A 25,899-nucleotide genomic window follows, 5' to 3' on the forward strand; every position below is an offset into this window, starting at 1 on the left:
TAATAATCTACAAAATATTGACCATTAGAATTTAAGAAAAATGTTCGAACAACAGCTTAGCTGGGGGGAAGCCTACTATCCCATCCGTTCCTGATAATTGATTACAGAAAATACAGGCTTTTTCAAGAGCCTGCCGAGGGAGAATTATATGCAGAATTCAAAAGATCTGAAACTGGAGATGCCATCGTTACCGAAAGGAGGAGGGGCACTTTATGGAATGGGGGAATCGCTGGGGGCGATCGGGCCGGATGGGCTGGCGTCTTTCTCACTGCCATTACCGGTGTCTGGTGGTCGGGGAGTTGCTCCAGTATTGGCATTAAGTTACAGCAGTGCAGCGGGTAATGGGGCATTTGGTATGGGATGGCAGTGTGGGGCAGGTCTGATCAGCCTGCGGACATCTCATGGTGTGCCTCAATATAGGGGAGAGGATACGTTTCTCGGCCCTTCCGGTGAAGTGTTGTCTGTTGTTCCCGATGCAAAAGGGCAGCCTGATCGACGTACTGCAACTTCGTTACTGGGAACTACGTTGAAACAACCGTATATCGTCACCCGCTATCAGCCACGAATTGTCAGTGATTTTAGTAAGCTGGAGTATTGGCAGCCGCAGCAGAGCGGTCAGGATAAGCCTTTTTGGGTGATGTTTACAACAGATGGACAAGTACATCTGTTGGGTAAACACAATCACGCTCAGATTGCTGATCCGAAAGATGCAACAAAAATTGCTTGTTGGTTATTAGAAGAGACGGTAACGCCAACGGGTGAACATATTTATTATCATTATCGTACAGAAGATGATACAGGCTGTGATGCCGATGAACTTCGTCAACACATTGGTATGTATGCTCAGCGCTATCTGGCGAAAGTCTGTTACGGCAATATTTTCCCGGAAGCGGCATTTATCGCGCTGAAATCCGGTATTCCGGCAGATGACGCTTGGTTGTTTCATCTGGTGTTTGACTACGGCGAGCGTTCCTCATCCCTTTATACTGTGCCGGAATATCATACTTCCGGCGAGTGGTTGTGCCGGCCGGACTGTTTTTCCCGCTATCAGTTTGGTTTTGAAGTGCGCACACGCCGTTTATGTCGGCAAGTTCTGATGTTTCACCGCTTGCAGACGCTGGCAGGGGAAAACATCACGAATGAAACTCCGGCACTGGTATCCCGTTTGATCCTGGAGTATGACCTGAACAACCGTGTTTCTTTGTTACTTAGTGCTCGTCGTCTGGCACATGAAGCAGATGGTACACCGGTTACTTTGGCTCCGCTGGAAGTCGATTATCAGCGCTTTGAAAATGATCTGCACCAGAACTGGCAGAAGATGCCTGAGTTGGAAGATTTTAATGCATTCCAGCCTTATCAACTGGTCGATTTATACGGTGAGGGAATTCCCGGTGTGCTTTATCAGGATATTCCCGGTGCCTGGTGGTATCGCGCACCAGTGAGAGATATAACATCGGATGAAACAGATGCTGTCACCTATGATACGGCAAAACCGTTACCCCATATTCCGGTTCAGCAGGACAGTGCTATGCTGATCGATTTCAATGGTGACGGTCGGTTGGACTGGGTAGTCACCGTCGCCGGACTCAGAGGTTACCACTCTATGACGCCGGAGAGAGAATGGACGCCATTTATCCCGTTGTCTTCCATTCCAATGGAATATTTTCATCCACAAGCTCAACTGACTGATATCACTGGTACAGGATTACCCGATCTCGCACTCATTGGCCCCAATAGTGTACGGTTTTGGGCTGATAACCAAGAAGGGTGGGGTAAAGCTCAAAATGTTGAACATACGGGAACTATTCCTTTACCGATCCCCGGAAGAGATGAGCGTAAGTTAGTTGCATTCAGTGATATGACAGGCTCTGGTCAGCAACATCTCGTAGAAATTTCTGCTGAAGGTGTTCGCTGTTGGCCAAATCTGGGATGGGGACGTTTTGGGGAACCGTTAACACTGCCGGGTTTCCAAATTACCGGGGAAACTTTTAACCCCAATCGGTTGTATATGGCAGACATAGACGGTTCTGGCACCACTGACCTGATTTATGTTCGTAATACTTATATGGAGCTCTATCTCAACGAAAATGGTAATCGATTCGCAGCACCATTGAAAATTGACCTGCCATCTGGGGTGAATTTTGATGACACCTGCCAGCTCCAGATTGCAGACATCCGAGGGCTTGGGGTTACCAGCATTATTCTGACGGTACCACATATCTCCGTACAGCACTGGCGTCTGGAAATGACAACACAGAAACCCTGGCTGTTGAATGCGATAAACAACAATATGGGGAGTGATACTGTATTAAGTTATCGCAGTTCTGCTCAATTCTGGCTGGATGAAAAACAGCAGGCGGCTGAAGAAGGGCGTACGATAGCCAGTTACCTGCCATTCCCGGTTCATCTCTTGTGGCGTACAGAAGTATTGGATGAGATTACAGGAAACCGACTATCAAGCCGTTGTGATTATGCTCATGGAGCATGGGATGGGCGGGAACGGGAATACCGTGGTTTCGGGCGAGTCACGCAAACAGATACAGATAAACAGGCGGGTGCTACTTATGGAACAATCGCTGAAACACCAGCACCTTCCCGTACCATTAGCTGGTTTGCAACGGGAATACCAGCGCTGGATTATCTGTTACCACACGAATACTGGCAAGGCGATGAACAGGCTTTTGCGCATTTTACTCCTCGTTTTACCCGCTATGATGTTACAACCAACCGTGAAATTACAATCACTCCCAATCAAGAGGAAATGTACTGGTTAAACCGGGCAATGAAAGGGATGCCATTACGCAGTGAAGTGTATGGAGATGACGATACAGAGCTGGCAGGAACACCGTATGCTGTCAGTGAATCACGCCCTCAAATCCGAATACTTGTGGGAGTATCAGCAGATGAACTTTCAGCATGGCCATCCATTCTGGAATCGCGAAGCTACCAATATGAGCGTATTACCGTCGATCCACAGTGCAGCCAACAGATTATTTTGAAAAGTGATGTGTTGGGATTTCCGACAGATACTTTGAGCATTGCTTATCCCCGACGGCAGAAACCTCCAGCATCGCCATACCCGGATACCTTGCCAGAAACCTTGTTTGACAGCAGTTATGACGACCAACAAATATTGTTACGTTTGACTCGTCAGCGTTACGAATATCACCATTTAATTGACGAAACATCATGGATACCGGGATTGCCAGCGATCTCACGCAGTGATACGAAGAAACTGTCTCAGGATATCGTGCCTGACAGAGGATTATCGTTGGAATGGTTTGACACTACTGATGGTGCCGGGGTACTGCCTGGAACGGAAGATGATTATTTGGGTCATTCGGTGGTGAATTATACAGGTGCTGGTGGTAAACCGGATTTTCCACCTCTTGTTGCTTACACAGAAACCGCTGAATTTAATAAGACTTCGTTAAAAGCTTTTGCTGGAATAATGAGCTCGGATGAATTTAAAAAAGAGCTTGAAAATGCGGGTTGGCAGTCTGTTCCAGCGCCTTTACAAGATAATAATATATTCAACGTTTGGGTTGGGCGCCATAACTACACCGATTTTGCGGGGGCAGAAGGATTTTATCGACCACTGGCGCAACGTCAGACCTTGATGACCGGTAAAAATCTTATTGGCTGGGATACGCATTTCTGCGCTGTAATTCAGGAAAAAAGCCCCACTGGCTCGGTTGCATCTGCCCGATATGATTACCGTTTTAACGTTGCCTATATGGTAACTGACGCAAATGACAATACTTCTACTACCACTTATGATGCGCTTGGAAGAGTGACAAGCGTAAGATTTTGGGGACTAGAAGAAGGGGTGATGCAGGGGTACACCCAACCAGAAAATGAAGTTACACCTTTTATTGTGCCTTCTCTTGTCGATAAAGCGCTTGAACTGAAACCGGGTATCCCTGTGGCTGGGCTTGCAGTATACGATCCATTGAGCTGGATTCTGCGAGCAACAACGGAAGTTACAGACTCTAAAGACTTACTCACCGAAGATAATTACATTGGTCGGCTCGCTCTTAAACGTTATCTGCTACGAAATTCCACCATAAATTTAAAAACAGTTCCTCGTCTTCCACCTCATATGCTGAGTATTTCGACGGACAGATATGACAGCGATCCAGAACAACAATTGCATCAAAGCATCTCTTTCAGTGATGGCTTCGGAAGAACGTTACAAACCGCAGTCAGGCATGAGGCAGGGGACGCATGGCTGTTAAGTGATAACGGTACAATTATGGCGGATGAAACGGGAGCCCCCATAAATGAACAAACTGATTTCAGATGGGCGGTGTCCGGCAGGACAGAATATGACGGAAAAGGTCAGCCTCTGCGTACATACCTGCCTTATTTTCTTAATGACTGGCGGTATGTAAAAGATGATAGTGCACGCCGCGATCTATTCGCTGACACAAACTGTTACGACCCGTTGGGGCGTGTCTGCCAAGTAGTTACTGCGGCAGGTTATTTGCGACGGACGTTAATTACTCCCTGGTTTGTTGTCAGTGAGGATGAAAACGACACAGCAGCAGAAGTAAATCAATAGCAAATGTTCTAGCCACCGACATATCGGGAAACATTTTTCAGGAGTCATCGAATGTCACAGACACTATATTCAAAAACCCCGTCCGTTGTAGTTATGGATAACCGTGGTTTAAACGTCAGAACGGTTCAGTATTACCGACATCCGGATACTGTGGATCTAACTGATGAACGCATTTCTTTTAGTCAATATACGCTGGCTGGCTTTCCGGAGCGGATTTTTTCACCACGTCAATATGATTTATGGCAAAGAGATAACAGCATAAAACCAGACAGGGCCAGTATACAAAGTTTGGGCGGTATAGCTCTCCGAACAGAAGGTGCCGATGATGGCGTTGCTGCGGCATTAAATGATATTGCAGGACGGCCTGTTATCAGTGTTGATGCAATGGGAGTGAAACGGCGATATTTATATGAGGAAAATCATCTGGCAGGCCGCTTGCTGAGTATTACTGAACAAGCACCAGATCAAGAACTCAGTGTTATTGAACGCTTTGTTTGGTCAGGAAATAGTGAACAAGAAAAAGCATATAATCTGGTTGGAACCTGTGTATCGCGCTACGATACGGCAGGTTGTGAAGAATGTCAGAGCGTATCTTTATTGGGAAGTCCCCTAAGAATAACCCGTCAGCTATTGCCAGATGATATAGAAGCTGATTGGCAGGGAAATACACCCAATGATTGGAATACCTCATTTTCCGGGAATGTTTCCGAGAATAGTTTTACCACTTATATGACGACGGATGTCACTGGCGCGCTACTGACACAAACTGATGCTATGGGCAATCAGCAGCGCTATGAATACGACCGTGCAGGCCAGTTAAAAAGTAATTGGTTAACTCCTGCACAGGGAGAAGAAAAAAATATAATTTCATCTCTGACCTATTCTGCCGCAGGACAGATACTAACCCAAAAAGATGGTAATGGGATCTTAACGACAAATCTGTATGAACAGAAAACTCAGCGGTTGTCTGAAAGTCGGGTTGAACGGCCATCCAATCATCTATCCGGAGCTGCAATTTTACAGAATTTTCATTATAAATATGATCCGGTAGGAAATGTTGTCAGTGTTTACGATCATGCACAGGCTGTACGGTACTGGCGTAACCAGAAAATTTCCCCCGAAAGTCAATATACCTATGACTCGTTTTACCAACTGATTAGTGCCACCGGCCGGGAGATGTCGGCTCTTTCTGGCTCAATAAGTTCTCTTCCATCACCACTGATTCCGGTATCCAATGGTGATGATGTGTATACCAATTACATCCGTCACTACACTTATGATCGTGGAAACAATCTTACACAAATCCAACATAATGCATCGGGTAGTGGCAATAACCATGTAACATCTCTGACAGTTTCTTCTCGTAACAATCGTGCTGTACTGAGCACGTTTACCACTGATCCGGAGCAAGTAGATACTTGGTTTGATGCTGGTGGACATCAAACTTCATTATTGCCAGGTCAGAAGCTTGGGTATAACCAACGCGGAGAGTTATCTCGAGTAACTCCGGTTAGTCGCGACACGGAGATGGATGAAGAATGGTATCGCTATAATGAAGACAGCCAGCGGCTGGTTAAAGTCAGTCAACACCTGAATGGCAATACCCAACGTAAAGCGCGAACAGTCTATCTTCCTGGACTGGAATTAAGAACGATGTTCAGGGGAAATACACTTAACGAAGAGCTACATATTATAACTGTGGGCCACGTCAGGCTACTTCACTGGGTATCAGGTCAGCCAGCTGAAATTAAAGGTGACCAGTTACGTTATTCCTATAGTAACTTTACCGGCAGTAGTGCGATGGAAGTTGATGAATTTGGGAAAGTTATCAGTCAAGAGGAATATTATCCTTATGGTGGAACGTCAATCTGGACTGTACGAAACCAGACTGAAGCAGCTTATAAGTTTCACAGATATTCAGGAAAAGAAAGAGATGCAACCGGGCTTTATTATTATGGCCTGCGATATTATCAGCCGTGGGCGGGACGTTGGCTCAGTGCAGATCCCGGTGGCATTATTGATGGATTGAATATGTTCAGTATGGTGCACAATAACCCTGTCAATGGTACAGATAGTGATGGAGGGGCATCATTGATGAGCAACGTCATTACGTTGATCGGTGGATTATTCAACAATGGATTTTCTTTGCCAAGCTTCTCCGGACCGTCGTTTTCCTGGCCATCATTATCCTTAACATCACTGTTTGATTTTGACTTTTCTTTTGATTTCAGTCCTGTAGGTGCGGTTAAAAAAATTGCGGGGCCTGCCGTAAAGTTCGTATATAAGAAAGCATATAAAAAACTGCTTAATTATGCGCTTAGTAAAGCAAAAACAGAGCAGCAGAAGAGGAATATTATCCGTGGATTCAGAGGCGTAAGTGTTGGTGTCGGTGTCGCGGTTGCCATTGCGGGTGTTGTGTCAAGCGCAGGGCTGGCGATACCTGTTGCTGTTGGTGTGGTTGCCGCAGGCGGGGCGATTGCCGGAGCTATTGGTGTTTTTGCTGGCCCTATTTCACGCTCTTTATCTAAGGTTTACGCCAAATTATTTCGAGGGCGCACGGCAGCGCATTTGTCTACTGCGACAGGTAATTTTATGGCTGGTGGAAGTGTTGGTAGCGCGGCTGTTGCTCATGGTGTGACAAGCATGAATGATCCCGTTTTAAAACGGCAGGGACGGACAGGTGAATACAGAAGTGTAGCTGGTGTTGAGGTAGGCATTGCATCCGGCACAGTTTCCGCTGTTTTAAACGATGACTTGGTTAAATCAGGTATTGCCGCAAGCGCGGCTGCAATGGGTTCTCAGGTGTCTGAATCTCAGAAAACGCTGGAAGGGGTTGGTGACGTTGCTGCGACAGCAGCGATAGAAGGCGCATTAGCAGGACGCAAATTAGCTAAAGCGCTTGGTCTTCGCAGCTTGGCTGCGCGTGCGACTGAGACTGTAGCTGAAGTTGCAACTAATGTAGATATTTCGTCTGCGTCTTTAGTCGAAAATTCCAGTACCGCTATTTATGCACATGGAAAAACCTTCCTGCATGTGAGAACAGAAGATACTAATAACTTTGAGGCATTTAGAAATATAGAGGAAACATTACCTGCTGATGGTGATGCAGGATGGTTAAGTGGAACTCTGGAAAATGTATGGGGATGGTTTAGCTGGTCCAGAAACCAGAATCAGGAAAGTTTTGCCTGAACTGGATAGGAGGCTGAATTGGCCTTGTTGATCAGTGAATAGTGCTTTTATTGAGTGGAGAATACATATTATTAAGATCCAGAGCTGTAAATTATAGCTCTGGACAAAGTAATAACCAAGATTTCATACCGTAACGGAAGCACATCAGCAGGCGACTGATGGATCGATTTCTGCACGATATGCGAACTATCAACCGAGTTTTATTAAACCATTAAGAGAAAATATAATGCAATATAAACTAATAGGCATTGTGCCGAGGAGAATGTAATTAATAAAATATAACTTTCTAAATTATATTGTCAGTAGCTATGAACACATTACCAGTTGTACCTCTTACTCAGTATCAAAAAGAAATCTACTATGAATCTCAACGTAATCCAGAAAGTAGTCAATTCACAATATCCATCGCAAGAATATTAAAAGAAAATATTAACCTTGAAAAACTTTTTTATTCAGTTAATAACGTCCTTAGCCATGATGTGACATGCCGATTGCGCATCATTGAACAAGAGGGTGTGTTAAGTCAGCAGATACAAAATATTACCGATAATCAAGCAGAGATAATTGATGCAGAAGGTGAAGATGTTGCTGCCCTCTTCAAAAAATGGTCAGAACGCGTTTTTAATCTGGGTGATAAATCACTCCTTGAGATCGCTTTGTTACGAAATCTGAAAAATGGCGGCATAGCTATTTTTCTTCGGGCCCATCATATTGTTTGTGATGGTTGGGGAATAAACCACTTAGCAAAAAAAATTGCTGATTACTATCAAAATAATGAAGAAATTAATCCGAGAGGTTTGTCTCTCAATTCTGAGCAATATATCTCAGCAATCATTGAACAAGAAACAATTCTGTCAAAACCAGAAATAGAACAGCAAATAACAGAATTGGTTGTGCTTACACAACGCCACGAGTCCGTTTTTTTTAATCGGAGAAAGAAAACTCATTTATCTCGCTTCATACAGTATCGATATATACTGGATAAGATTGATGTTGAGAAATCTATTTCTCAAGGAATGAATCCCTACCAAGTCATTATGTCTGCGGTGACTATTTTATTGTCACGAGTACATAATAACACCCAGCTAGTAATAGGTATCCCGTTGCTCAACCGCCGTATTAATCAACTTAATATTGCAGGTCAATGGGCTAATACACTGCCATTGGCTATTGAGGTCAACGCAGAGGATACCCTTATTGAGTTAGCGGCTCGTATTAAAACAGAAACCACAAAACTAAAAACGTTTGAGCATATTCCTCTTGGGCGTTTGCTTAAGTCTATGGGGACGACAAAGCGTCAAGGGTTTGATGTCACTGTATCTTATAACTACTCACCTATAACAGCGACTTCCCGTGATACCTATAAAAACGAAGATATCTATGCGGCGGTTACAGCTCATGAAAATGATGCTATCGGGATCCACGTACATACCTATGGGGATAATAGTGAGGTCGCTGTTGATATCACCGGCGCGGCAGATGTTTTCGATGAGGATTATCCATTCGAAACATTTACAGCTTCCTTAGAGCGTATTACCAAACAATTGATTGCATTACCCACACAAACTGTTTCACAAGTAAGTCTCTCTTCGGCAGAAGAAATGGCTCAATTGGCGCTTTTTGAGCAAGGGCCAATCGTAGAATTCTCGCAGCAAGAAACTTTATCAACATTATTTGATAATCAGGTTTCATTACACGGGGAATCCGTCGCTATCGCAAATTCTGGCGATCAGCCTGCACTTACTTATACTCAGTTCCAGACCCGTATCGACAATATGGTGACGGTTTTACTGAAAGAGGGGGTGAGGAAAGGAGATATCGTTGCCATCTTAATGGATCGCAGTACGGATATGTTAACCGCTATCTTTGCGGTATTAAAAGCAGGCGCTGCCTATTTGCCTGTAGATCCCAACTATCCGCAGGAGCGGATTGATTATATGTTGAAGGACAGTGGCGTCACGGTCATCATCTCCGACAAACTTAATCCGTCTTTAATTGCTCAAGCTTATATTGTCATTGACGGAAATCACATTTCAGTTCAGGAGAATGTGAAGCAACCCAATTTATCTACAGCGGATTCTCTGGCATATATGATTTATACATCAGGCTCCACCGGGCAACCTAAAGGTGTGATGATTAATCATTATTCAGTGGTAAACCGGATTGAATGGATGCAGGAACGTTATCCGTTGGATAATACTGATGTGATACTACAAAAGACACCGATTTCATTTGATGTTTCTGTCTGGGAGTTATTTTGGTGGTCGATTTCTGGGGCATCTGTTCACTTATTACCACCGGGTGCTCACAAAGATCCCTTAGAGATCATAAAAGCGATCAGTACACATAATGTGACGACATTGCACTTTGTCCCCTCTATGCTCCAGCCTTTCTTAGATATTTTGGAAGCCGAACCTGAGTTAGTGTGGAAATTAACCAGTCTGCGCCGTGTATTCACCAGCGGTGAAGCGTTACCTTCTACACGGGTTAATCAGTTCCGTAAGATCTTTTCCTCTTTTGGTTTCAATGCACCGGCTTTGGTCAATCTCTATGGCCCAACAGAGGCAACCATTGATGTATCGTATTTCGAGTTTATTCCTGAAAATAATAAAGTGATCAAGCGAGTACCCATTGGTTTTCCAATCAACAACATTTCACTGAGAATTATGTCTCAGCATGGTACTCGACAATCAATAGGTATCGCTGGTGAGTTACAGATTAGTGGTGTTGGATTGGCTCGTGGTTATCACAATAAACCAAAATTAACTGACGAAAAATTCATTTTGGATGGAGGTGAGCGCTGGTATCGCACAGGGGATTTAGCAAGGTGGTTATCTGACGGTAGCATCGAATATTTGGGAAGAATTGATAATCAGGTAAAAATCAGAGGTAATCGTATTGAGTTGGGAGAGGTACAAAACACACTTGAGCATATTCAGGGAATTAGTCAGGCGCAAGTTTTACCACAAAAAAACAGTAATGATGATGCTTACCTTTGCGCATATTATGTAATAACTAATAATGATGTAACAAATAACCCGAATTTTACTTCTGAAAAACTGCGTAAAACTTTACTGGAATTTTTACCTGATTTCATGGTTCCTCTGAAATTTTTCCGGGTTCCTTACATTCCTCTTACACCAAACGGTAAAATCGATCGTGGAGCGCTTGGCGCATTGGCGGAAACAGAAGTTTTGAGTAACCATGATGATGCTCAAACAGAAACAGAATATCAACTAGCAGAGATTTGGAAACGGGTATTAAAGATTGAAAAACTAAGTGTACAGGATAATTTTTACACATTAGGCGGTGACTCAATATTAATGTTGAAAGTACGTTCTGATGCTGAAAAGGCGGGAATAAATGTAACTCTTTCTGAATTATCACAGTATTTGACGATAGCCGAGTTGAGCCAACAAATTGACCCCGACCGTAAAATTCAAAGTGCCGTTGAATTATCTCCTTTCGCGCTGATCAAAGAAAAAGAGCGGGCAGCACTTTCTCAATATGAGGACGCATTCCCTGTCACTCAGCTCCAACTTGGCCTGATATATCATAGCCAGCAGAGTAAAAGCCTTACCACTTATAAAGATGTTTTCCGCTATACTCTGAAAGGAAAGTGGGAACCTGAAATCTTTCGTAAAAGTGCAGCAGAGACTATCCAACGTCATCCTGCTCTTCGTTCACACTTTAACCTGGCCGATTTCAGCGAACCTTTGCAAATCATCAATCACAGTATCGATCTTGATAATGCCATAGAGATTCAGGATCTCAGCTTATTGACATTGGCTGAGTCTGAACAAATTATCAAAGAGCACATGGAGAAAAGCAGTCGTCAAGACTACCAATTTGATCGTGCGCCGTTATATCACATCAGTTTATTCAAGACCGCAGACACTATAGAGATGGTGATCAGTTTCCATCATGCCCTTTTAGATGGTGGCAGTGTGGCAAATTTAATACGTGAACTCTTTTTTCGTTACTTGAATGAGGGAATATATTTTTTTGAAACGGATGTACTTCCATCACCTGCTTTGTATATACAAGATGAACTCCGTGCATTACAAGATCAGGAACATCGAGTGTTTTGGAAAAACATGTTTAATCGACTTCCCCGAACCCAATTTCCCAGCTACCGATTGTATGAAAGTTTGCCAAAAAATCGAATTTTTTCAAAAAAAGCAATTATTCCAAAAGAAATTGAAAAAAAGCTGGAGATCTTAGTACAGCATGAACACGTTTCAATTAAATCGGTATTCTTTGCTGCACATTGTTTAACTGTGGCCAAAGTTACCGCTCAGGATGAAATTGCGACTGGATTAGTCACTCATGGAAGACCAGATGCACAGAATTCAGAGCAAACGCTGGGCTTGTTTCTTAATACACTCCCTGTACGTTTCTCTGTATCGAACAAAACATGGAAAGAGTGTATCCACTCTGTATTTAGTGCTGAACAGCGTCATGCCCCATACCGTAAATATCCACTTAATGCTATCCAGCAAGTAGCCGGTGAAGGTGCAAAAATAAGTTCCGCGTTTAATTACATTCGATTCCACATATTAACGGAAATATTTAGTGGCCCTGATTTATCCCTCATCGGGTTTGATCCGTGGGAAGAAACTAACTTTGAAATGCTGTTCAATGTCATGACTGACTTCATCACAGGCCAACATTATTTACGATGTGATTTTGACGGCAATGTTTTCTCACAAGTGCAGGCTGACACTTATATGGACACTTATATGACCATATTGAACAGAATGGTCAGTCATGGTGATCAGCCAGCAACCCTGAGCCAGCCACTCACACAAAGAAGCAAGGTAATACCATCCTCAAAATTCATATCAACATTGGACATGATTAAGAAGAATGTAGGGGAGCAACCTGATGCAATAGCAATTCGTTATCATGGCATGCAATGGAGTTATGAAAAACTCTGGTCAGAGTCCGGTAAAATTGCTTCTGAACTGATTTCTAAGAGCGTTGTTCAAAATACACCGATTGCTATTGTTCTTGAACGTTCTCCGACACTCGTTGCATCACTGATTGGTGTAATGAGAGCAGGCGGAGTCTGCTTACCATTGGATCTGAGTTATCCAGCTCAGCGTATTGCAGCAATGGTGGAACAGGCTCAGCCGATACTGGCTATTGTTGATGATAAATCCGATACATTACTCAACATGGTGACAGTCCCGACCATAAGGGCAGACATGTTGATAAACGGCAATACACATGTACCGAATAGAGAAATAGCCCCTGAGCAGCTAGCTTATTTGCTGTTTACCTCAGGTTCAACGGGTAAACCCAAAGGCGTGGCAATGCCACATCGCAGCCTGTCGAATTTGATTGTCTGGCAGAATGAAACGCATACTGGTAAGAGTATTCGTTCTACCTTACAGTATGCACCGTTGAGTTTTGATGTTTCATTTCAGGAAATCTTCTCTACACTGACTTCTGGTGGTGAGTTACACCTTATTAGTGAAGATGAACGGCGTGATCCTTTGCAGTTACTGCATATTATCAATAAGTACCAGACAGAAAGAATTTACCTGCCTTATGTTGCACTGCAACAATTGGCTGAAACAGCAGTCGCACTGGACACTTACCCAAAAAACCTGAAAGTGGTTATCTCATCCGGTGAACAACTTCGGGTCACAGAAGATATTCGTCTGTTTGTTGGTCAAATAAATAACGGTATTCTTGAGAACCAATATGGCCCAACGGAAACGCATGTCATCACTGCATTTACGATGGAGGGAGCTCCAAAGTCCTTCCCTGAGCTTCCCCCTATTGGTAAAGGTATCACCAATTCAGATATCGTACTCCTTAACAGTCAATTAGAAGAAATCGCTTCTGGTGAGCAAGGTGAAATTTACGCACGTGGTTTACCAGTCGCGCTAGGTTATTACCGTCAGCCAGAACTAACCGCAGAACGCTTTATTATGCTCAAAGACGGTGATGAGCCACTGTATCGTACCGGTGATCTGGGTGTGAAGCTTAAGGATGGCAATATTCTCTATTTAGGCCGCAAGGATACTCAGGTTAAAGTTCGTGGTTATCGTATTGAGCTGGCGGAAATAGAATTAGCGGTATTGAGTACACCTGATGCTGATAAAGTACTGAAAGACGTTGCTGTTGTCGTTCAACAACACGGTGAAAATGATGGTTTTCTGGTCGCATTCCTGATTGGAGAAAAAAACGAAGCATTTACAGTGCGTGTACAACAACATTTGTCTGAAATGTTTCCTAAACACATGCTCCCTTCCAAAATAGAGTGGTTAGAATCACTGCCTAAGACTCCTGGTGGGAAACGTGATGATGCGGCATTACGTAATATGCGGATCATACATGGGCATAATGATGTAGAAGATATTGCTCCGCGAGACAACTATGAGCAAGTATTGTGCGATCTGGCGGCAGACTTATTGAAAATACCCAGCTTATCTATCCATCAAAACTTGTTTGATAACGGTGGTACATCATTGACAGCCATGAGAATGGTCGTTCTGGTAGATAAACATTTCGGTGTCAGCATTCCTTTGTCCCTTTTTATTAGTAACCCAACTGTCGCACAGTTAGCTGTATATATCAGAGAAAAAGGAGGCTATCCAAAATTCAGTCCTCTTGTTCCCATGCGTACTGAGGGTCATAAACGGCCATTGTTTTTTGTCCATCCAATGGGGGGCAATGTATTGTCTTACTTACGGTTAGTGAAGTATTTCCCCAAGGATCAACCTTTCTATGCGTTACAGGCTTACGGCGTGGACGCAGGATCTAAGCCATTGGTCAGTATACAAGAACAAGCGGCAAATTATCTGGAATCCATACGTCAAATCCAGCCACATGGCCCATATTCAATCGGAGGTTGGTCTTATGGCGGATTTGTCGCATTCGAGATGGCACGTCAATTGAAAGAGCATGGAGAAAAAGTCGCAAATCTTTTCGTCTTAGATACGGTTGCTCTTAACACGGAGTCTCAGGAAAAAGTGAATGAGGAAGCACTGTTACGATGGTTTTTCTGGGAATTATTATGGATTAATGAAGGCGCGACTCTCCCTGAGCAGATTGTACCGGAGCATATAATTTCTTTGCAGGAACGATTTGAATACATCACAGAGCATGCAATTGCCACAGGAGTCATTCCACAAGGCAGTTCCCGGGCCTTAGTACAAAGATTATTTGACGTGTATCAGACCAATTGGAAAGCGGCTACAAATTATGCTGCTTATAAGGCAGATATCAATATAACGTTATTACATGCAACGCGTCCATTACCTGAAGTGTTACGTTCTATGCATGATGCGGTAAGAAGTGCGTATCGTGATCCTAAAAATGGCTGGGAGAGTAAGACAACGGGACGTATCAATGTTATTGATGTGTCGGGTGATCATTTGGAAATGATGGAAGAGCCTTATGTAGAGGAAGTAGCACAAGCAATCCTTCGAGAAATGAAGACGTTATCCCCTACAAAATAAGCCTTATTGGTTTCGGAGGAAGTATGAATCGTCAATTAAAAGTGATTGTAATCGGAGCAGGAATTGGTGGGATAACGGCTGCTATAGTGTTACGGCGAATTGGCTATGTTGTTGAAGTTTATGAACAGGCTCCAACTTTACGTACAGCAGGTTCAGGTTTGTCTGTAATGTCTAATGCTGTTGCTGCTTTATCCTCTATTGGTATTAATCTGAAATTGGAGCACTTTGGTGCTCCAATTAAGTGTTTTGAAATTAGGAATACCCGAGATCGTCTGATACGCAAATTACCAATACCTGAAATCTCGTCTTCTAATGGGTTCGATAGTGTTTGTATATCACGTAAAGCATTGCAGGAAGCTCTGCTACAGCAACTTGATCAGAATATTATCCATGTCGGCGCTAAGGTCACCGAAATTTCCGAGAGGGATGACGGTATTTCTGTCCGTTTTGCTGATGGCAGAAAAGCACATGGAGATTTGCTCATTGGTGCTGATGGGATCTACTCTTTTGTTCGTGACTATATCCAAGGGAATAAGCCAGTTCGTCCAGCTGATTATATCTGTTGGTTGGCGATTACTCGTTATCAACATCCGCAGATAACACCTGGTTACGTTGGTCATTATTGGGGAGCAGGAAAACGAATAGGTTTGATCGATATAGGTGGGGGTGAAGTATATTGGTGGGGAACTGCAAATATGCCTACTGAGCAGCTCTGTGAGTGGAAAGGAAATAATAGAGACATCTCGTCTTATTATAAGGGGTGGCCAGCGATTGTTTCTGATATTATCTTACAAACTCCATCTGAAAATATCATTTCTGTCTCTGCACAAGATAGGCCTTTTTCACCCCTCTGGGGGAAAGGCAGAATTACGCTGTTAGGAGATGCGGCTCACCCTATGTTGACAAGCCTTGGTCAAGGTGCGGGTATGGCTATCGAAGACGCTGTTGTTTTAGGGCATGTATTCAGGCAGCAGTCAGATCCAATTTCTGCTCTGCGTCAATACGAAAAAATTCGTATTCCAAGGGCTGAAATGTTAGTTAATACATCAAGAATGCTGAGTGAAACTGAGCAAGAGGATCGTATTTTTCATTGTTTGAAAAGAGATCTGTCCTTACGGTTTATGCCAACGAAAAATCTCAAAAAAAGTATAGAACACTCATTAAATTTTCCTATGGAAGATTTTTAGAACATAAAAAACTGTGTGACACTTTTATCTGTATTAGTGTGGGGGTTATCGGGTGGTGTAGGGGACAGTTCTCCTGCTCCGCCCGATAACCCCATCAAAACTTCCGGTCGAACCCAGAGTACATATGCTGTCCACTTTTAGTTTGTTATCAACAGATTCAGCAAAGCCCGTAACACAATAGTCCGGGCGGTGTTCTTCAACCGACTGATGTTACGCTGTCACTAGCTAAGTTGAAAGTACATAAACCTAGCAGGGGACTACGCAATGCCAAGGTTGGAGCGGGCAATTTCAGGTCGTTACGGCCATTTAAATTAACCGGAAGATCATTGAAGAGTTTCAGTAGTTTTATTCGTCAAGGATGATTTCTGGTAGAGGAAGTTGATCATTAATAATTGCATCTGCAATCCGGATTATATCATTATCCAATGCACGATCGATCTCCAGGGGAGGGCTGATTTCGCGCACTGCCTGGTAAAATTTAGCTGTTTCAGGTGCAAGTTTACTAATATTGTCACGGAGATAAATTGCCTGACAAACGACCAGTATTGTCATTGCAACAATATTACGTAATTTTTGTTCCATTTCCAGAACATCTTGCGCAGCATGCAAACCCAAGCTCACAATATCTTGATTGTACTGCTCTGTTGCTAAAGTATGTATACTAGATGCAGCACAATCATGGCGGATTGCAGCAACTAGGGCTGTTTGTGAAATTTGGACACCTTTAAAACCTTGATACATGCCGGGAGTTGGACTAAGTGAATTCGGTAATCCGCGAGAGAAACGGCTATCCATCATCAGTGCCACAATTGCGTGAAGATGATTGGCAATTAAAGCGATATCCAACTTTAATGCATCCATAGTCCGTGCAATATATTGCCCCATAAAATTTCCACCATGTAAGACATCACCATTTTCTGGATCAATCAAAGGATTATCATTCACAGAAATAACTTCTCGCTCCAATATTTTTCGAGCTGTAGCTAAAGATTCCGGAACTATGCCTAATATTTGCGGTGCACAACGAATTGAATAGACTTCTTGTAAGGTATCATTTAACCGGGTGATTTCCTGGTGACGACAAGCCTTATTCGCTTGTTCTTTAATTCCCGCTAATAAATTGATCTGTGTCGAACCTTCTAATAAATTACGCAATGTACTGGCTACTGCTTTTTGTCCCGGATGATTTTTTACCTGTTGAATTCTGGCATCATAATGTTCATGAGATGCGAATAATGCTTCAACAGTCAATGCAATAACAGATATTGTCGCTTTTAAGAGTTTTTCCAGTTTAATAATTGTAAGTGAACCGATACCTGACATCACCCGGGTGCCATTGATAAGAGCGAGCCCTTCTTTTGCTTGCAAGGATAACGGCGTCAATCCTGCACGTTTAATTGCTTCAGCAGCGCTAATTTCTTCTCCCATATAATTAACCTGACCAATACCACATAATGCACGTGCAATATAAGATAAAGGAATTAAATCACCGCTTGCACCCACTGAGCCATACCGGGGAACCAGGGGCACAATATCATGATTAAGATGATTGGCTATCGTTTGAGCGACAATTGGTCTGGTTGCAGACCAACCTTTACAAACAGAAAGTAACACAGTAAATTGTGAAGCTCTAATACAAGTTTTGGACATATAGTCCCCAGTGCCAACAGAAAGAAAAGTTAACAGATTTTTCTGATGTTCTGAGATCTTCTCAAACGGCACAACTAAATTGGCATTCCCTCCAAATCCTGTATTAATTCCATATATTACTTCTCCTGAATTTAATTTATCCTCTAATTTTTTACGACCACGGTTTAAAATATTTATGACACCTTTTGATATTTCTACTTTTTTCTGTTTTGTCGCAATCTGATAGATTTCTTCCAGAGAGATAAAGCCATTTTCGTTAATAATGATGGTTGGCTGAATATCTTTAATGTTCATTTTCATCTCCATATAAAATAAGAATGTAATAATACGTGGTTTCGTATAAAAAGTGCAATCATGGAACAGGTGTATCAGTCACAACTCAATCTGACACATCAACTTGAAAAGATGAAAATTACCAGTATTTTGAGGTAAAAAAATAAATGGCTTCAACGGTTATAAAATAACTTAGGGTTTAATTATTTTTAATCTGCGATTCTATTTATGAGAATAGTAAAAGGAAGCCTTATCACTCTTCATTGGGCTATTCATCTAATAGGTTATCCATTGCGGGTCTCCCAGAGATATTATAGTCTTGACAATAAATAGCGATTAATAATCGATAAGACAGAGAGATGGATTGTGGCAAAAAAAGAAAACCAGAAAAGCTATATAGGCGCAAATCTCCCTTATGACCAATTCGAATTAATTCCTCTGAGCATACCAATGTGTGGGATGTTGTCTTCTAGGTATACCTCAGATACGGCTTGGAAGCCGTGTTTGGCGTAAAATGATTGGAGGTGTGCTTGCGCAGATAAAAAAATAGGGGATTCTGGGTAAGATCTTTCTATGAAGGAGATTACATTTTCCATCAGCTTGTGTCCTAACTTGGCTCCTCGCACAGATGGATCGATAATGATTCTCCCTACGACAATTTGTTTTGAGCTTTTGTATGCTTGTAGTATGCGTGCATAAGCTATGATTTTTTTGCCCTTAGAGCCTACAACGTGTAGTGTATCTTTCTCTAAATCTAAACCATCCAGGTCTTGATATGGGCATGACTGTTCAACAATAAATACCTGATTTCTCAGAGAGAAAATCTTATAAAATTTTTCAGTATCAATATGTTTTGATTCTAAGTATTCCCAAGTCAATTCCATGTTTCCCTCTTTTTTACAACAGAATGCCTAATGCCAATCGGAGTAAATAAGTTATAGAACCAATTATCGCAATCATTGCAACTAAACTGAGTCTCAGTTCCTTAACAAGCCTATCCTGATAGCGTAAGGTGAGCGCGTTCAACTCGTACATAGCGCAGACATTAGCATTGAGCCCCTACAACACGGATTCGCATAATGTATATTATGTTAAATAAACTATATAGGATTCAATTTCTCCTGATATTGCCAGTACTTCATGGTGAGGTACAATGAAAATAAACTGAGATGTAATAGACAGATTATGAACCATGAATAATACTACGATGAAAAATAATAAAATTATCATTGTTGGTGCCGGTTTTGTAGGAACAACGCTGGCATGGTGTTTATCTTACCACCATAAGGGCGAAATTATTCTGATTGATAAAGGACAGGCGGGTAACGGAGTGACTAAACAGGCCTTTGCATGGCTCAATGTTTCTTATGGTAGACCGGGCGCTTACAGCAAGCTTAGGCAGCAGGCACTCAATGAGTGGCATTATCTCGATAAACAAACAAACGGAAAGTTAAATATAAATTGGTCAGGTGCTATCAGTTGGCAGGAAACTGAATCTGCAACCCGTGAATTTATCGATATTTATAGTGAATCGGGCTTTAATGTTAAGGCATTGACGAAAGCTGAACTTCAGACACTGGAACCACAGCTTGTAACCCTCCCGGAGCTTGCTGCCTTTGCAACGGAAGAAGGTGCTGTTGATCCTCTTCACGCAACACAAGTACTTTTACAGGAAGCTCTGAACAACGGTGTCACCTATCTGCCGGAAACGGAAGTGACTGCCATTAACTATAATGGCAAACAGATTCTCGGAATTACTACATCACAGGGAGTTATCTGTGCTGATCAGGTTGTACTGACTGCCGGTGTCGGCATAATTTCTCTGATGGAAAAATTAGGGGAACAGCTCCCTTTATCTGCATCTCCTTCTATCATCGTGCAATATCAACATCAGGCTGAAACTCCTTTTGTACACCACATTATCTCAACTCCTGATATGGAAGTACGTCCGATATCAGGAACAGCTTTGCTTGCAGCGGAAGATTATTTAAATGACTGTCCTGAAAACAGTGCCACATGTATCGCACTAAATGCCTTACCTGCCATAAAAAAAGCCTTTATAGGTAGTGATAGTCTGTGCTTAGAAAAGGCTTCTGTTGGCATGCGCCCAATTCCTAAAGATGAAATGCCCATCGTTGGAAAAGTTACTGATTATTGTGGTTTATATATGATCAGCATGCATGCAGCAATTACACTTGCACCACTGATATGCCGACTGGCGCAGGAAGAAATAATAAATGACACAGAACAGGCTGCGTTAAATCCATACCGACTAACACGCTTTAGTGCTGAAGACTTGTAATGACGTTTTTTTAACTGGTTTATGCATCATCTTTTCAAAACTTGCGATTTTCATCACGTTTAACTATTAGCCTATTGATATGCAAGAATGAATTCCGCCCCCTCTCCTCCTATCAGATACGGAACACATTTCCACGAACCAGATTGAACTTTCTCCCTATCTGCAAAACTGTCATGTGACAGATTGGGCGAAAGATCATGGTATTCATATCACATCCTATATGACCCTCGCTTATGGTAAGGCGCTTCAAGATAAGGTTATCGGACGCATAGCCACAAAACATCAGGCCACTCCTGCACAGGTGATTTTGTCCTGGGCAATGGCATTGGGTTATAGCGTGATCCCATCTTCAACTAAGCGCGAAAATTTACAGAGTAACCTGAAAGCCACTGAGCTTAAATTTGATGCAGACGATATGACTGCTATCGCCGCACTTGGTCGTAACGAACGTATCGTTAGCCCGGCTTTCGGGAGCTGTTTTGAGATCCATGTTTTCAACGAGGTAACGCGATAAATCCCTTTTCCAGTCCATGAACTTCCATACCTTCCGGCATAGCTTCCCCGATAGTTACCCGACGAGATACAGCCGGGCTTTTTAAATCCGGGCGCCAGGTTACGATCAATTGTCCATTGCTGTCGTGAGTTAATGCTTTTTCTGGCACAACAGTGCCCCGTTCATTGCGATAAATAACAATATTAACTTTGGCACTCATACCGGGTCTGATGGGGTAATTCTGTTTCATGGGTGAAGTCACTTTAATCACAACGTCATAATAAATCGCCGATCCGGGGTTGTCGTTATTCACGCTTTGCATGGCAATGGTTTCAATTTCCCCATCCAAAGGGTGATCGGAAAACCCCTCCCCGCTAATTTTTACTGCCAGCCCTTCTCTTAGTTTGGCGAGATCGGCTTCTTCAACTTGTGCCAGTACCTGATACTGTGTTGTGTCCATCACTTCCAGTAAAGGCATCCCATCGGTAACCCGAACGCCTGTCTGAATCGTCAAAAATTTCCCCTTTTCTCCTTGCACTGCCCTGAGCACAACACCGGAAAATGGCGCTTTGATTTCTTTATGGGTGTATTGTTCCTGTAGTGTCTGGTAGCGGCTGGTTGCATTTTGCAGCTCCATCTCTGCAACACGTACATTGCCAGCGCTGCCTTTTTGTCGGGTGGATGCAAGATCGTCTTTTGCAGAAGCGAGTTCCGTGAGTTGTCGGCGAAGTTGCTGTTCAAGGTTTTCCACTTCCATTTGTGGAATGATGCCCCGTGAAAAAAGCGCCTGTGTTTTTGCCAGATTATTTTTCAATTCCATCACCATATGATTCGCATTTTCGACGTTTCTTCTGGCCCGGATGACTTCCTGACTGTTTTCCCAGTCATGCAATTGTTCAACGGCAGATGAGGCTTTGATCATCTCAACCTGCGCCTGCCGAAGCTCAATATCCAGTTTGCGGGTATCAAGTGTCACTAATGTCTGACCAGCTTTCACTTGTTGCCCTTCTTTGGCTAAAACTTGTTTGATAATGGCATCAAATGGCACAGGGATAGTCTCAAGGCGCCCGGATTGCAGCTTGCCGACCAGACCTAATTGTTTTTCTATAAAAGCGGGTTTTACCTCAATCCACTGTATTGATCCCTGATCTGACGATTCTTTTGAGGACAAATACCCTGAAAATAACAAAGCAAAAAAACAGATCACTACTACAAGTACGCCAGCGATGGCCCATTGATAACGTTTAGTCATTGATAATGATCTCCCAGCTTTCCAGTGTCGTGCCAAGAATTTGATCCAGTTCGGCCTGAGCATTGAGATACTGGATAAGTGTATTCAGGCGTGCATTTTCGGCATTTCTCAAGTCGGTTTCAAAACTCAGAACCTGAAAGTTACTGGATCGCCCTGCCTGTAATTTTTCCTGTTCAATTTCGAGTTTCTTTTGAGAAAGTGAACTGGCTTTTATCGCTAATTGATATTCCTGCCAGCGTGATTCTGTATCCCGGATGGCATTGATGACTCTTTTTTCCAGATTTATTTTGGACTTTTCCAGATATAACGCCTGCTTCTGGACATCAACTCTGGCCTGAACTTCCGCCTGTTTCCGGGTCATATCATCGATTGGAATATCCAGTTGTATACCCACATAATTTTCCCAGTTGCGGGCCTCAGAAGAGGATGAACGATACTGGGATGTTCCTCCAACCAATGATAAATCCCAGAGTCGGTTATCTCTGGCCTGCAATAATTGAATATCTGCCATTTTTGCGGAAAGTAACTGGATAAGATAACCCGGCTGCTGAGCCTGCGCTTTTTTAATGGATTGTTCAACATTCAGACTGACGTGAGTGCCTTCCAGCGTATCGGTTGCCTGGATAGGAGTTTTAAGGCTAAGGGCAAGTAACTTAAGTAATGCCAGCTTTGCAGTATACACATTGTTTTCAGCCTCTTTTGCCGAAAGTTCCTGCATGGCCAGATCAGCTTGCGTCTGTATGATATCTGTCTGGGCCATTCTGCCGGCATCAATCAACTCTTTGTTCGTCTCCACTAATCTCTGCATACGCTTAAGGGAAGCGACAGAAAGTGAATGTTGTTCCTGAGCACGGAGTAACGCATGGTATGCCAGAATAATTTGTGTGATGGAATCGGAAATAGTTACTTTTAGATTCAATCGGTTGGTTTGTTCCCGGAGTTTTGCCAGTAAGATTGGGGCATTATTAATATCGGTTCCTGCTCCCCGTAAAAGAGGCTGTATCACAGTAATACTTGCACCATCATTGTGAAGTTTGTTTATCCTTGAGTTATTGTTCTCACGCGTCCAGGAAAGTGTGAAACGCGTTCCCAAAGGAGTGAGCAATGTGGCATTAGGAAAAAGGTTAGCTTTCCTGAAACTTGAATCCTGATCTTTACCTGCAATGTAACGTCCACTTAGCTGTAATTTTGGTGTGAATCGGTCCTCTGCCACCCGTAAATCAAATTTCTGGGCGATGCGATCCAGATAAGCACTGCGGATTGCATAGTTATTTCTTAGGCCAAGCGATATCGCGTCACTCAACGACAGGCCGATCACTTCTCCAGAAGTTTCTCGACTCAGGCTGTAATCAGGTTCTGATAAAGCTAATTGTTTCTGTTCAGATGCAGAGATTCCTGTTTGAGGAAAACAGAAAAATAAAGTCAGCGAACTATAAAGGAAATATTTTTTAATCATCACGTAATGCCTGTACGGGTTCCATTTGAGAGGCTTTATGTGCGGGATAAAAGCCGGAGATAAGCCCCGCTATGATTGAGCTACCTATTCCTAACGGAATTGATAAGGGAGCCAGAGAAAATGACCAGCCAGAATAAAGAACAAAAATAAAGGCGACGATGACACCGACTAACGCACCAAGGATTGCGCCGGCAAAAGTTAGTGCCGCAGCTTCATACAAAAAAAGACGCCGGATATCCTGAGCTCTTGCCCCTAAAGCCATCCGCAAACCAATCTCTTTTCGCCGGGCCGAAACGTTCATCAGCATCACATTCGAAATTGCAATGCCGCCGGTGAGCAGCGAAATGCCCGCTAACCCGATCAACATAAAAGAAAAGGTTTTACTTTGTTCTGTCTGCCCTTTCAGTAATTGCTGAGCAACCCGAACATCAATATTAACCTCTGGAAACTTTCGTTTGAGCAACGCCAATAAATCTTTTGCATCGGTTTCTGTAGTTACGTTTGTTATGGTACGGGCGATGATGCCATTCAGATCAATATTGAGTGAGATTTTTCGCATAGCATTGATAGGAGCAACCACGACCGAATCCAGAGAAAAAGGAAATATGGGGTTTTGCCCTTTTACATCGAAAATGCCAATTATGGTGTATAAATAATTGCCAAGCTGAATCTGCTTGCCAAGCACACGGGATGCATCCCCTTCACCAAGGGTAACAGCGACTTCATTGCCAATGACCAGATAAGGCGAGTGCTGATCATAATCAGAAATGAACCGGCCATAACGAAGTCGCAATTGCATAACTTCCTCCAGTTCCGCAGAAGAACCTATTACGGTAAATGTTTCTGTTTTCCCGTTATATCGACCGGAAGAAGGAGAATAGATCCACGGTGCTGTTGAAGATAAACCAGGAATAGCCGTTGTCAGATCGGCCATGTTAAGTGAGTCACTATCAATTCCATGATTATAAGTGTAAAAATTTGTTGTAATAACATTGATATCCAGCCCGCTGAACATCTTTAACGCAGCCAGTGTAGCGTTATGTCCGGTATTAACAAATGCCACAATAGACGCACAACCAATAGCAATCCCTGATAAAGCAAGCAGAGAACTTTTTCCTGTTGCTATTAAGTTACGCCAGGCTTCTCTCCACATCATTAATACCGACATGCCATAGTTGCCGGACTGACGATTATCATGCATGCGTTGTCATCCTTCTGGTTTCATGCAATTGACCATCAATCATGCGTAACTCGCGCTGCATATGGTTTGCAACCATAGCATCATGGGTTATTACGACCAGCGTCATCGCGTTTTCTGTGTGAAGAGAAGAAAACAGTAATAAAATTTCTTCTGCCGTTTGTTGATCCAAATTGCCAGTGGGTTCATCAGCCAGCAGTAATGAAGGTTCTCCTACCAATGCCCTGGCGAGTGCCACTCGCTGACGCTGCCCGCCGGATAAATCTGCCGGATAATGTTCCGCACGGTGTGAAAGCCCTACCAAATGTAGTTTTTCTCTGGCAATTTTATGAGCCTGCGAGGCAGAAATACCACGGTAAAGAAGCGGCAGAGCGACATTTTCTGTCGCTGTCATTCCGGCCAACAAATGAAAGCTTTGAAAAACAAAGCCAATTTCTTTATTACGCATTCTGGCACGAAGCTCAGCATCTGCTTTTGACATATCAACGCCGCAAAGAAAATATTTCCCCAAAGTAGGCTTATCCAGCAGACCGAGAATATTCAGTAATGTGCTTTTACCTGAACCCGATGCTCCAACAATAGCGCAACTCTGACCGGCAAAAATTTGTGCTGTGATATTTTTCAGAACTGATATTTTGCCCTCCCCTCCATGTTGATAAACACGGGTTAGCCCTTGCATATTGATAACAGGTGATATTGATATTGTGGGATTAATCGAATTTATAGTATCCATTATTTTTATAATATCTCCTAGCTTTAATATCTACATTCATCTTTATTAAAACAGCCGGTTTCTGATGTCGTTAAGGCATTAATAATCAAGTCACCTAAAATCAATGTTGTTATGGTACATTGCGTTG

The 25,899-nt window shown here is 42.9% G+C and carries 11 protein-coding genes and 1 pseudogene; 6 read left to right on the forward strand and 6 right to left on the reverse strand.

Going from position 1 to position 25,899, the window contains the following annotated elements; genetic code table 11:
* Positions 1–148: 148 nt before the first annotated feature.
* The 4 genes from Xbud_RS06550 (at position 149) to Xbud_RS06565 (ending at position 16,415) form a co-directional block, all read left to right on the forward strand.
* On the forward strand, positions 149–4,564 hold the full coding sequence (locus tag Xbud_RS06550) for a SpvB/TcaC N-terminal domain-containing protein (RefSeq protein ID WP_099135305.1): 4,416 nt from the start codon (positions 149–151) through the stop codon (positions 4,562–4,564).
* Positions 4,565–4,615: 51 nt separating this feature from the next.
* On the forward strand, positions 4,616–7,753 hold the full coding sequence (locus Xbud_RS06555) for an RHS repeat protein (protein WP_099135306.1): 3,138 nt from the start codon (positions 4,616–4,618) through the stop codon (positions 7,751–7,753).
* Positions 7,754–8,061: 308 nt separating this feature from the next.
* Complete coding sequence (locus Xbud_RS06560) at positions 8,062–15,228, forward strand: amino acid adenylation domain-containing protein (RefSeq protein WP_099135307.1); 7,167 nt, start codon at positions 8,062–8,064, stop codon at positions 15,226–15,228.
* A gap of 23 nt (positions 15,229–15,251) precedes the next feature.
* On the forward strand, positions 15,252–16,415 hold the full coding sequence (locus Xbud_RS06565; RefSeq protein WP_099135308.1) for an FAD-dependent monooxygenase: 1,164 nt from the start codon (positions 15,252–15,254) through the stop codon (positions 16,413–16,415).
* A 345-nt stretch (positions 16,416–16,760) separates the two neighbouring features.
* On the opposite strand, the gene stlA is transcribed toward Xbud_RS06565, so the two are convergent.
* Positions 16,761–18,359, reverse strand: a complete 1,599-nt coding sequence (gene stlA, locus Xbud_RS06570; protein WP_099135309.1) for a phenylalanine ammonia-lyase StlA — start codon at positions 18,357–18,359, stop codon at positions 16,761–16,763.
* Between the two features lie 392 nt (positions 18,360–18,751).
* Entirely contained in the window at positions 18,752–19,222 is a 471-nt protein-coding gene (locus Xbud_RS06575; RefSeq protein WP_099135310.1) for a GNAT family N-acetyltransferase, read from the reverse strand.
* A 323-nt stretch (positions 19,223–19,545) separates the two neighbouring features.
* Here Xbud_RS06575 and Xbud_RS06580 point away from each other — a divergent pair, with 323 nt between their 5' ends.
* Positions 19,546–20,640: an NAD(P)/FAD-dependent oxidoreductase gene (locus Xbud_RS06580; protein WP_169923029.1), complete on the forward strand. Its 1,095-nt coding sequence runs from the start codon at positions 19,546–19,548 to the stop codon at positions 20,638–20,640.
* 121 nt (positions 20,641–20,761) lie between these two features.
* Positions 20,762–21,154: pseudogene (locus Xbud_RS06585) on the forward strand (aldo/keto reductase); the annotation flags it as partial.
* Here the strand turns inward: Xbud_RS06585 and Xbud_RS06590 are convergent.
* From Xbud_RS06590 to Xbud_RS06605, 4 genes are read right to left on the reverse strand one after another with little or no spacing between them, the layout of a single operon-like run.
* Positions 21,135–22,385, reverse strand: a complete 1,251-nt coding sequence (locus Xbud_RS06590; RefSeq protein ID WP_099135312.1) for an HlyD family secretion protein — start codon at positions 22,383–22,385, stop codon at positions 21,135–21,137. The pseudogene Xbud_RS06585 and the gene Xbud_RS06590 sit on opposite strands and share 20 nt — an antisense overlap.
* Entirely contained in the window at positions 22,378–23,841 is a 1,464-nt protein-coding gene (locus Xbud_RS06595; protein WP_099135313.1) for a TolC family protein, read from the reverse strand. The genes Xbud_RS06590 and Xbud_RS06595 overlap by 8 nt, the downstream gene beginning before the upstream one ends.
* The gene (locus Xbud_RS06600) at positions 23,834–25,042 is read right to left on the reverse strand and encodes an ABC transporter permease (RefSeq protein ID WP_099135314.1); all 1,209 of its coding nucleotides are present in this window, start codon (positions 25,040–25,042) and stop codon (positions 23,834–23,836) included. Before Xbud_RS06600 ends, Xbud_RS06595 begins: the two co-directional genes overlap by 8 nt.
* Positions 25,035–25,772 (reverse strand): ABC transporter ATP-binding protein, encoded by a 738-nt coding sequence (locus Xbud_RS06605; protein ID WP_099135315.1) that lies wholly within the window; start codon positions 25,770–25,772, stop codon positions 25,035–25,037. The genes Xbud_RS06600 and Xbud_RS06605 overlap by 8 nt, the downstream gene beginning before the upstream one ends.
* Between the last annotated feature and the right edge of the window lie 127 nt (positions 25,773–25,899).

Source organism: Xenorhabdus budapestensis, from assembly GCF_002632465.1.
Lineage (GTDB): Bacteria > Pseudomonadota > Gammaproteobacteria > Enterobacterales > Enterobacteriaceae > Xenorhabdus > Xenorhabdus budapestensis.

What these genes read in the sequence shown, in the direction of transcription:
- Xbud_RS06550 (WP_099135305.1), top strand. Translation starts at nt 149, where the DNA reads ATGCAGAATTCAAAAGATCTGAAACTGGAGATGCCATCGTTACCGAAA.
- Xbud_RS06555 (WP_099135306.1), top strand. Translation starts at nt 4,616, where the DNA reads ATGTCACAGACACTATATTCAAAAACCCCGTCCGTTGTAGTTATGGAT.
- Xbud_RS06560 (WP_099135307.1), top strand. Translation starts at nt 8,062, where the DNA reads ATGAACACATTACCAGTTGTACCTCTTACTCAGTATCAAAAAGAAATC.
- Xbud_RS06565 (WP_099135308.1), top strand. Translation starts at nt 15,252, where the DNA reads ATGAATCGTCAATTAAAAGTGATTGTAATCGGAGCAGGAATTGGTGGG.
- stlA (WP_099135309.1), bottom strand. Translation starts at nt 18,359, where the DNA reads ATGAACATTAAAGATATTCAGCCAACCATCATTATTAACGAAAATGGC.
- Xbud_RS06575 (WP_099135310.1), bottom strand. Translation starts at nt 19,222, where the DNA reads ATGGAATTGACTTGGGAATACTTAGAATCAAAACATATTGATACTGAA.
- Xbud_RS06580 (WP_169923029.1), top strand. Translation starts at nt 19,546, where the DNA reads ATGAAAAATAATAAAATTATCATTGTTGGTGCCGGTTTTGTAGGAACA.
- Xbud_RS06590 (WP_099135312.1), bottom strand. Translation starts at nt 22,385, where the DNA reads ATGACTAAACGTTATCAATGGGCCATCGCTGGCGTACTTGTAGTAGTG.
- Xbud_RS06595 (WP_099135313.1), bottom strand. Translation starts at nt 23,841, where the DNA reads ATGATTAAAAAATATTTCCTTTATAGTTCGCTGACTTTATTTTTCTGT.
- Xbud_RS06600 (WP_099135314.1), bottom strand. Translation starts at nt 25,042, where the DNA reads ATGCATGATAATCGTCAGTCCGGCAACTATGGCATGTCGGTATTAATG.
- Xbud_RS06605 (WP_099135315.1), bottom strand. Translation starts at nt 25,772, where the DNA reads ATGGATACTATAAATTCGATTAATCCCACAATATCAATATCACCTGTT.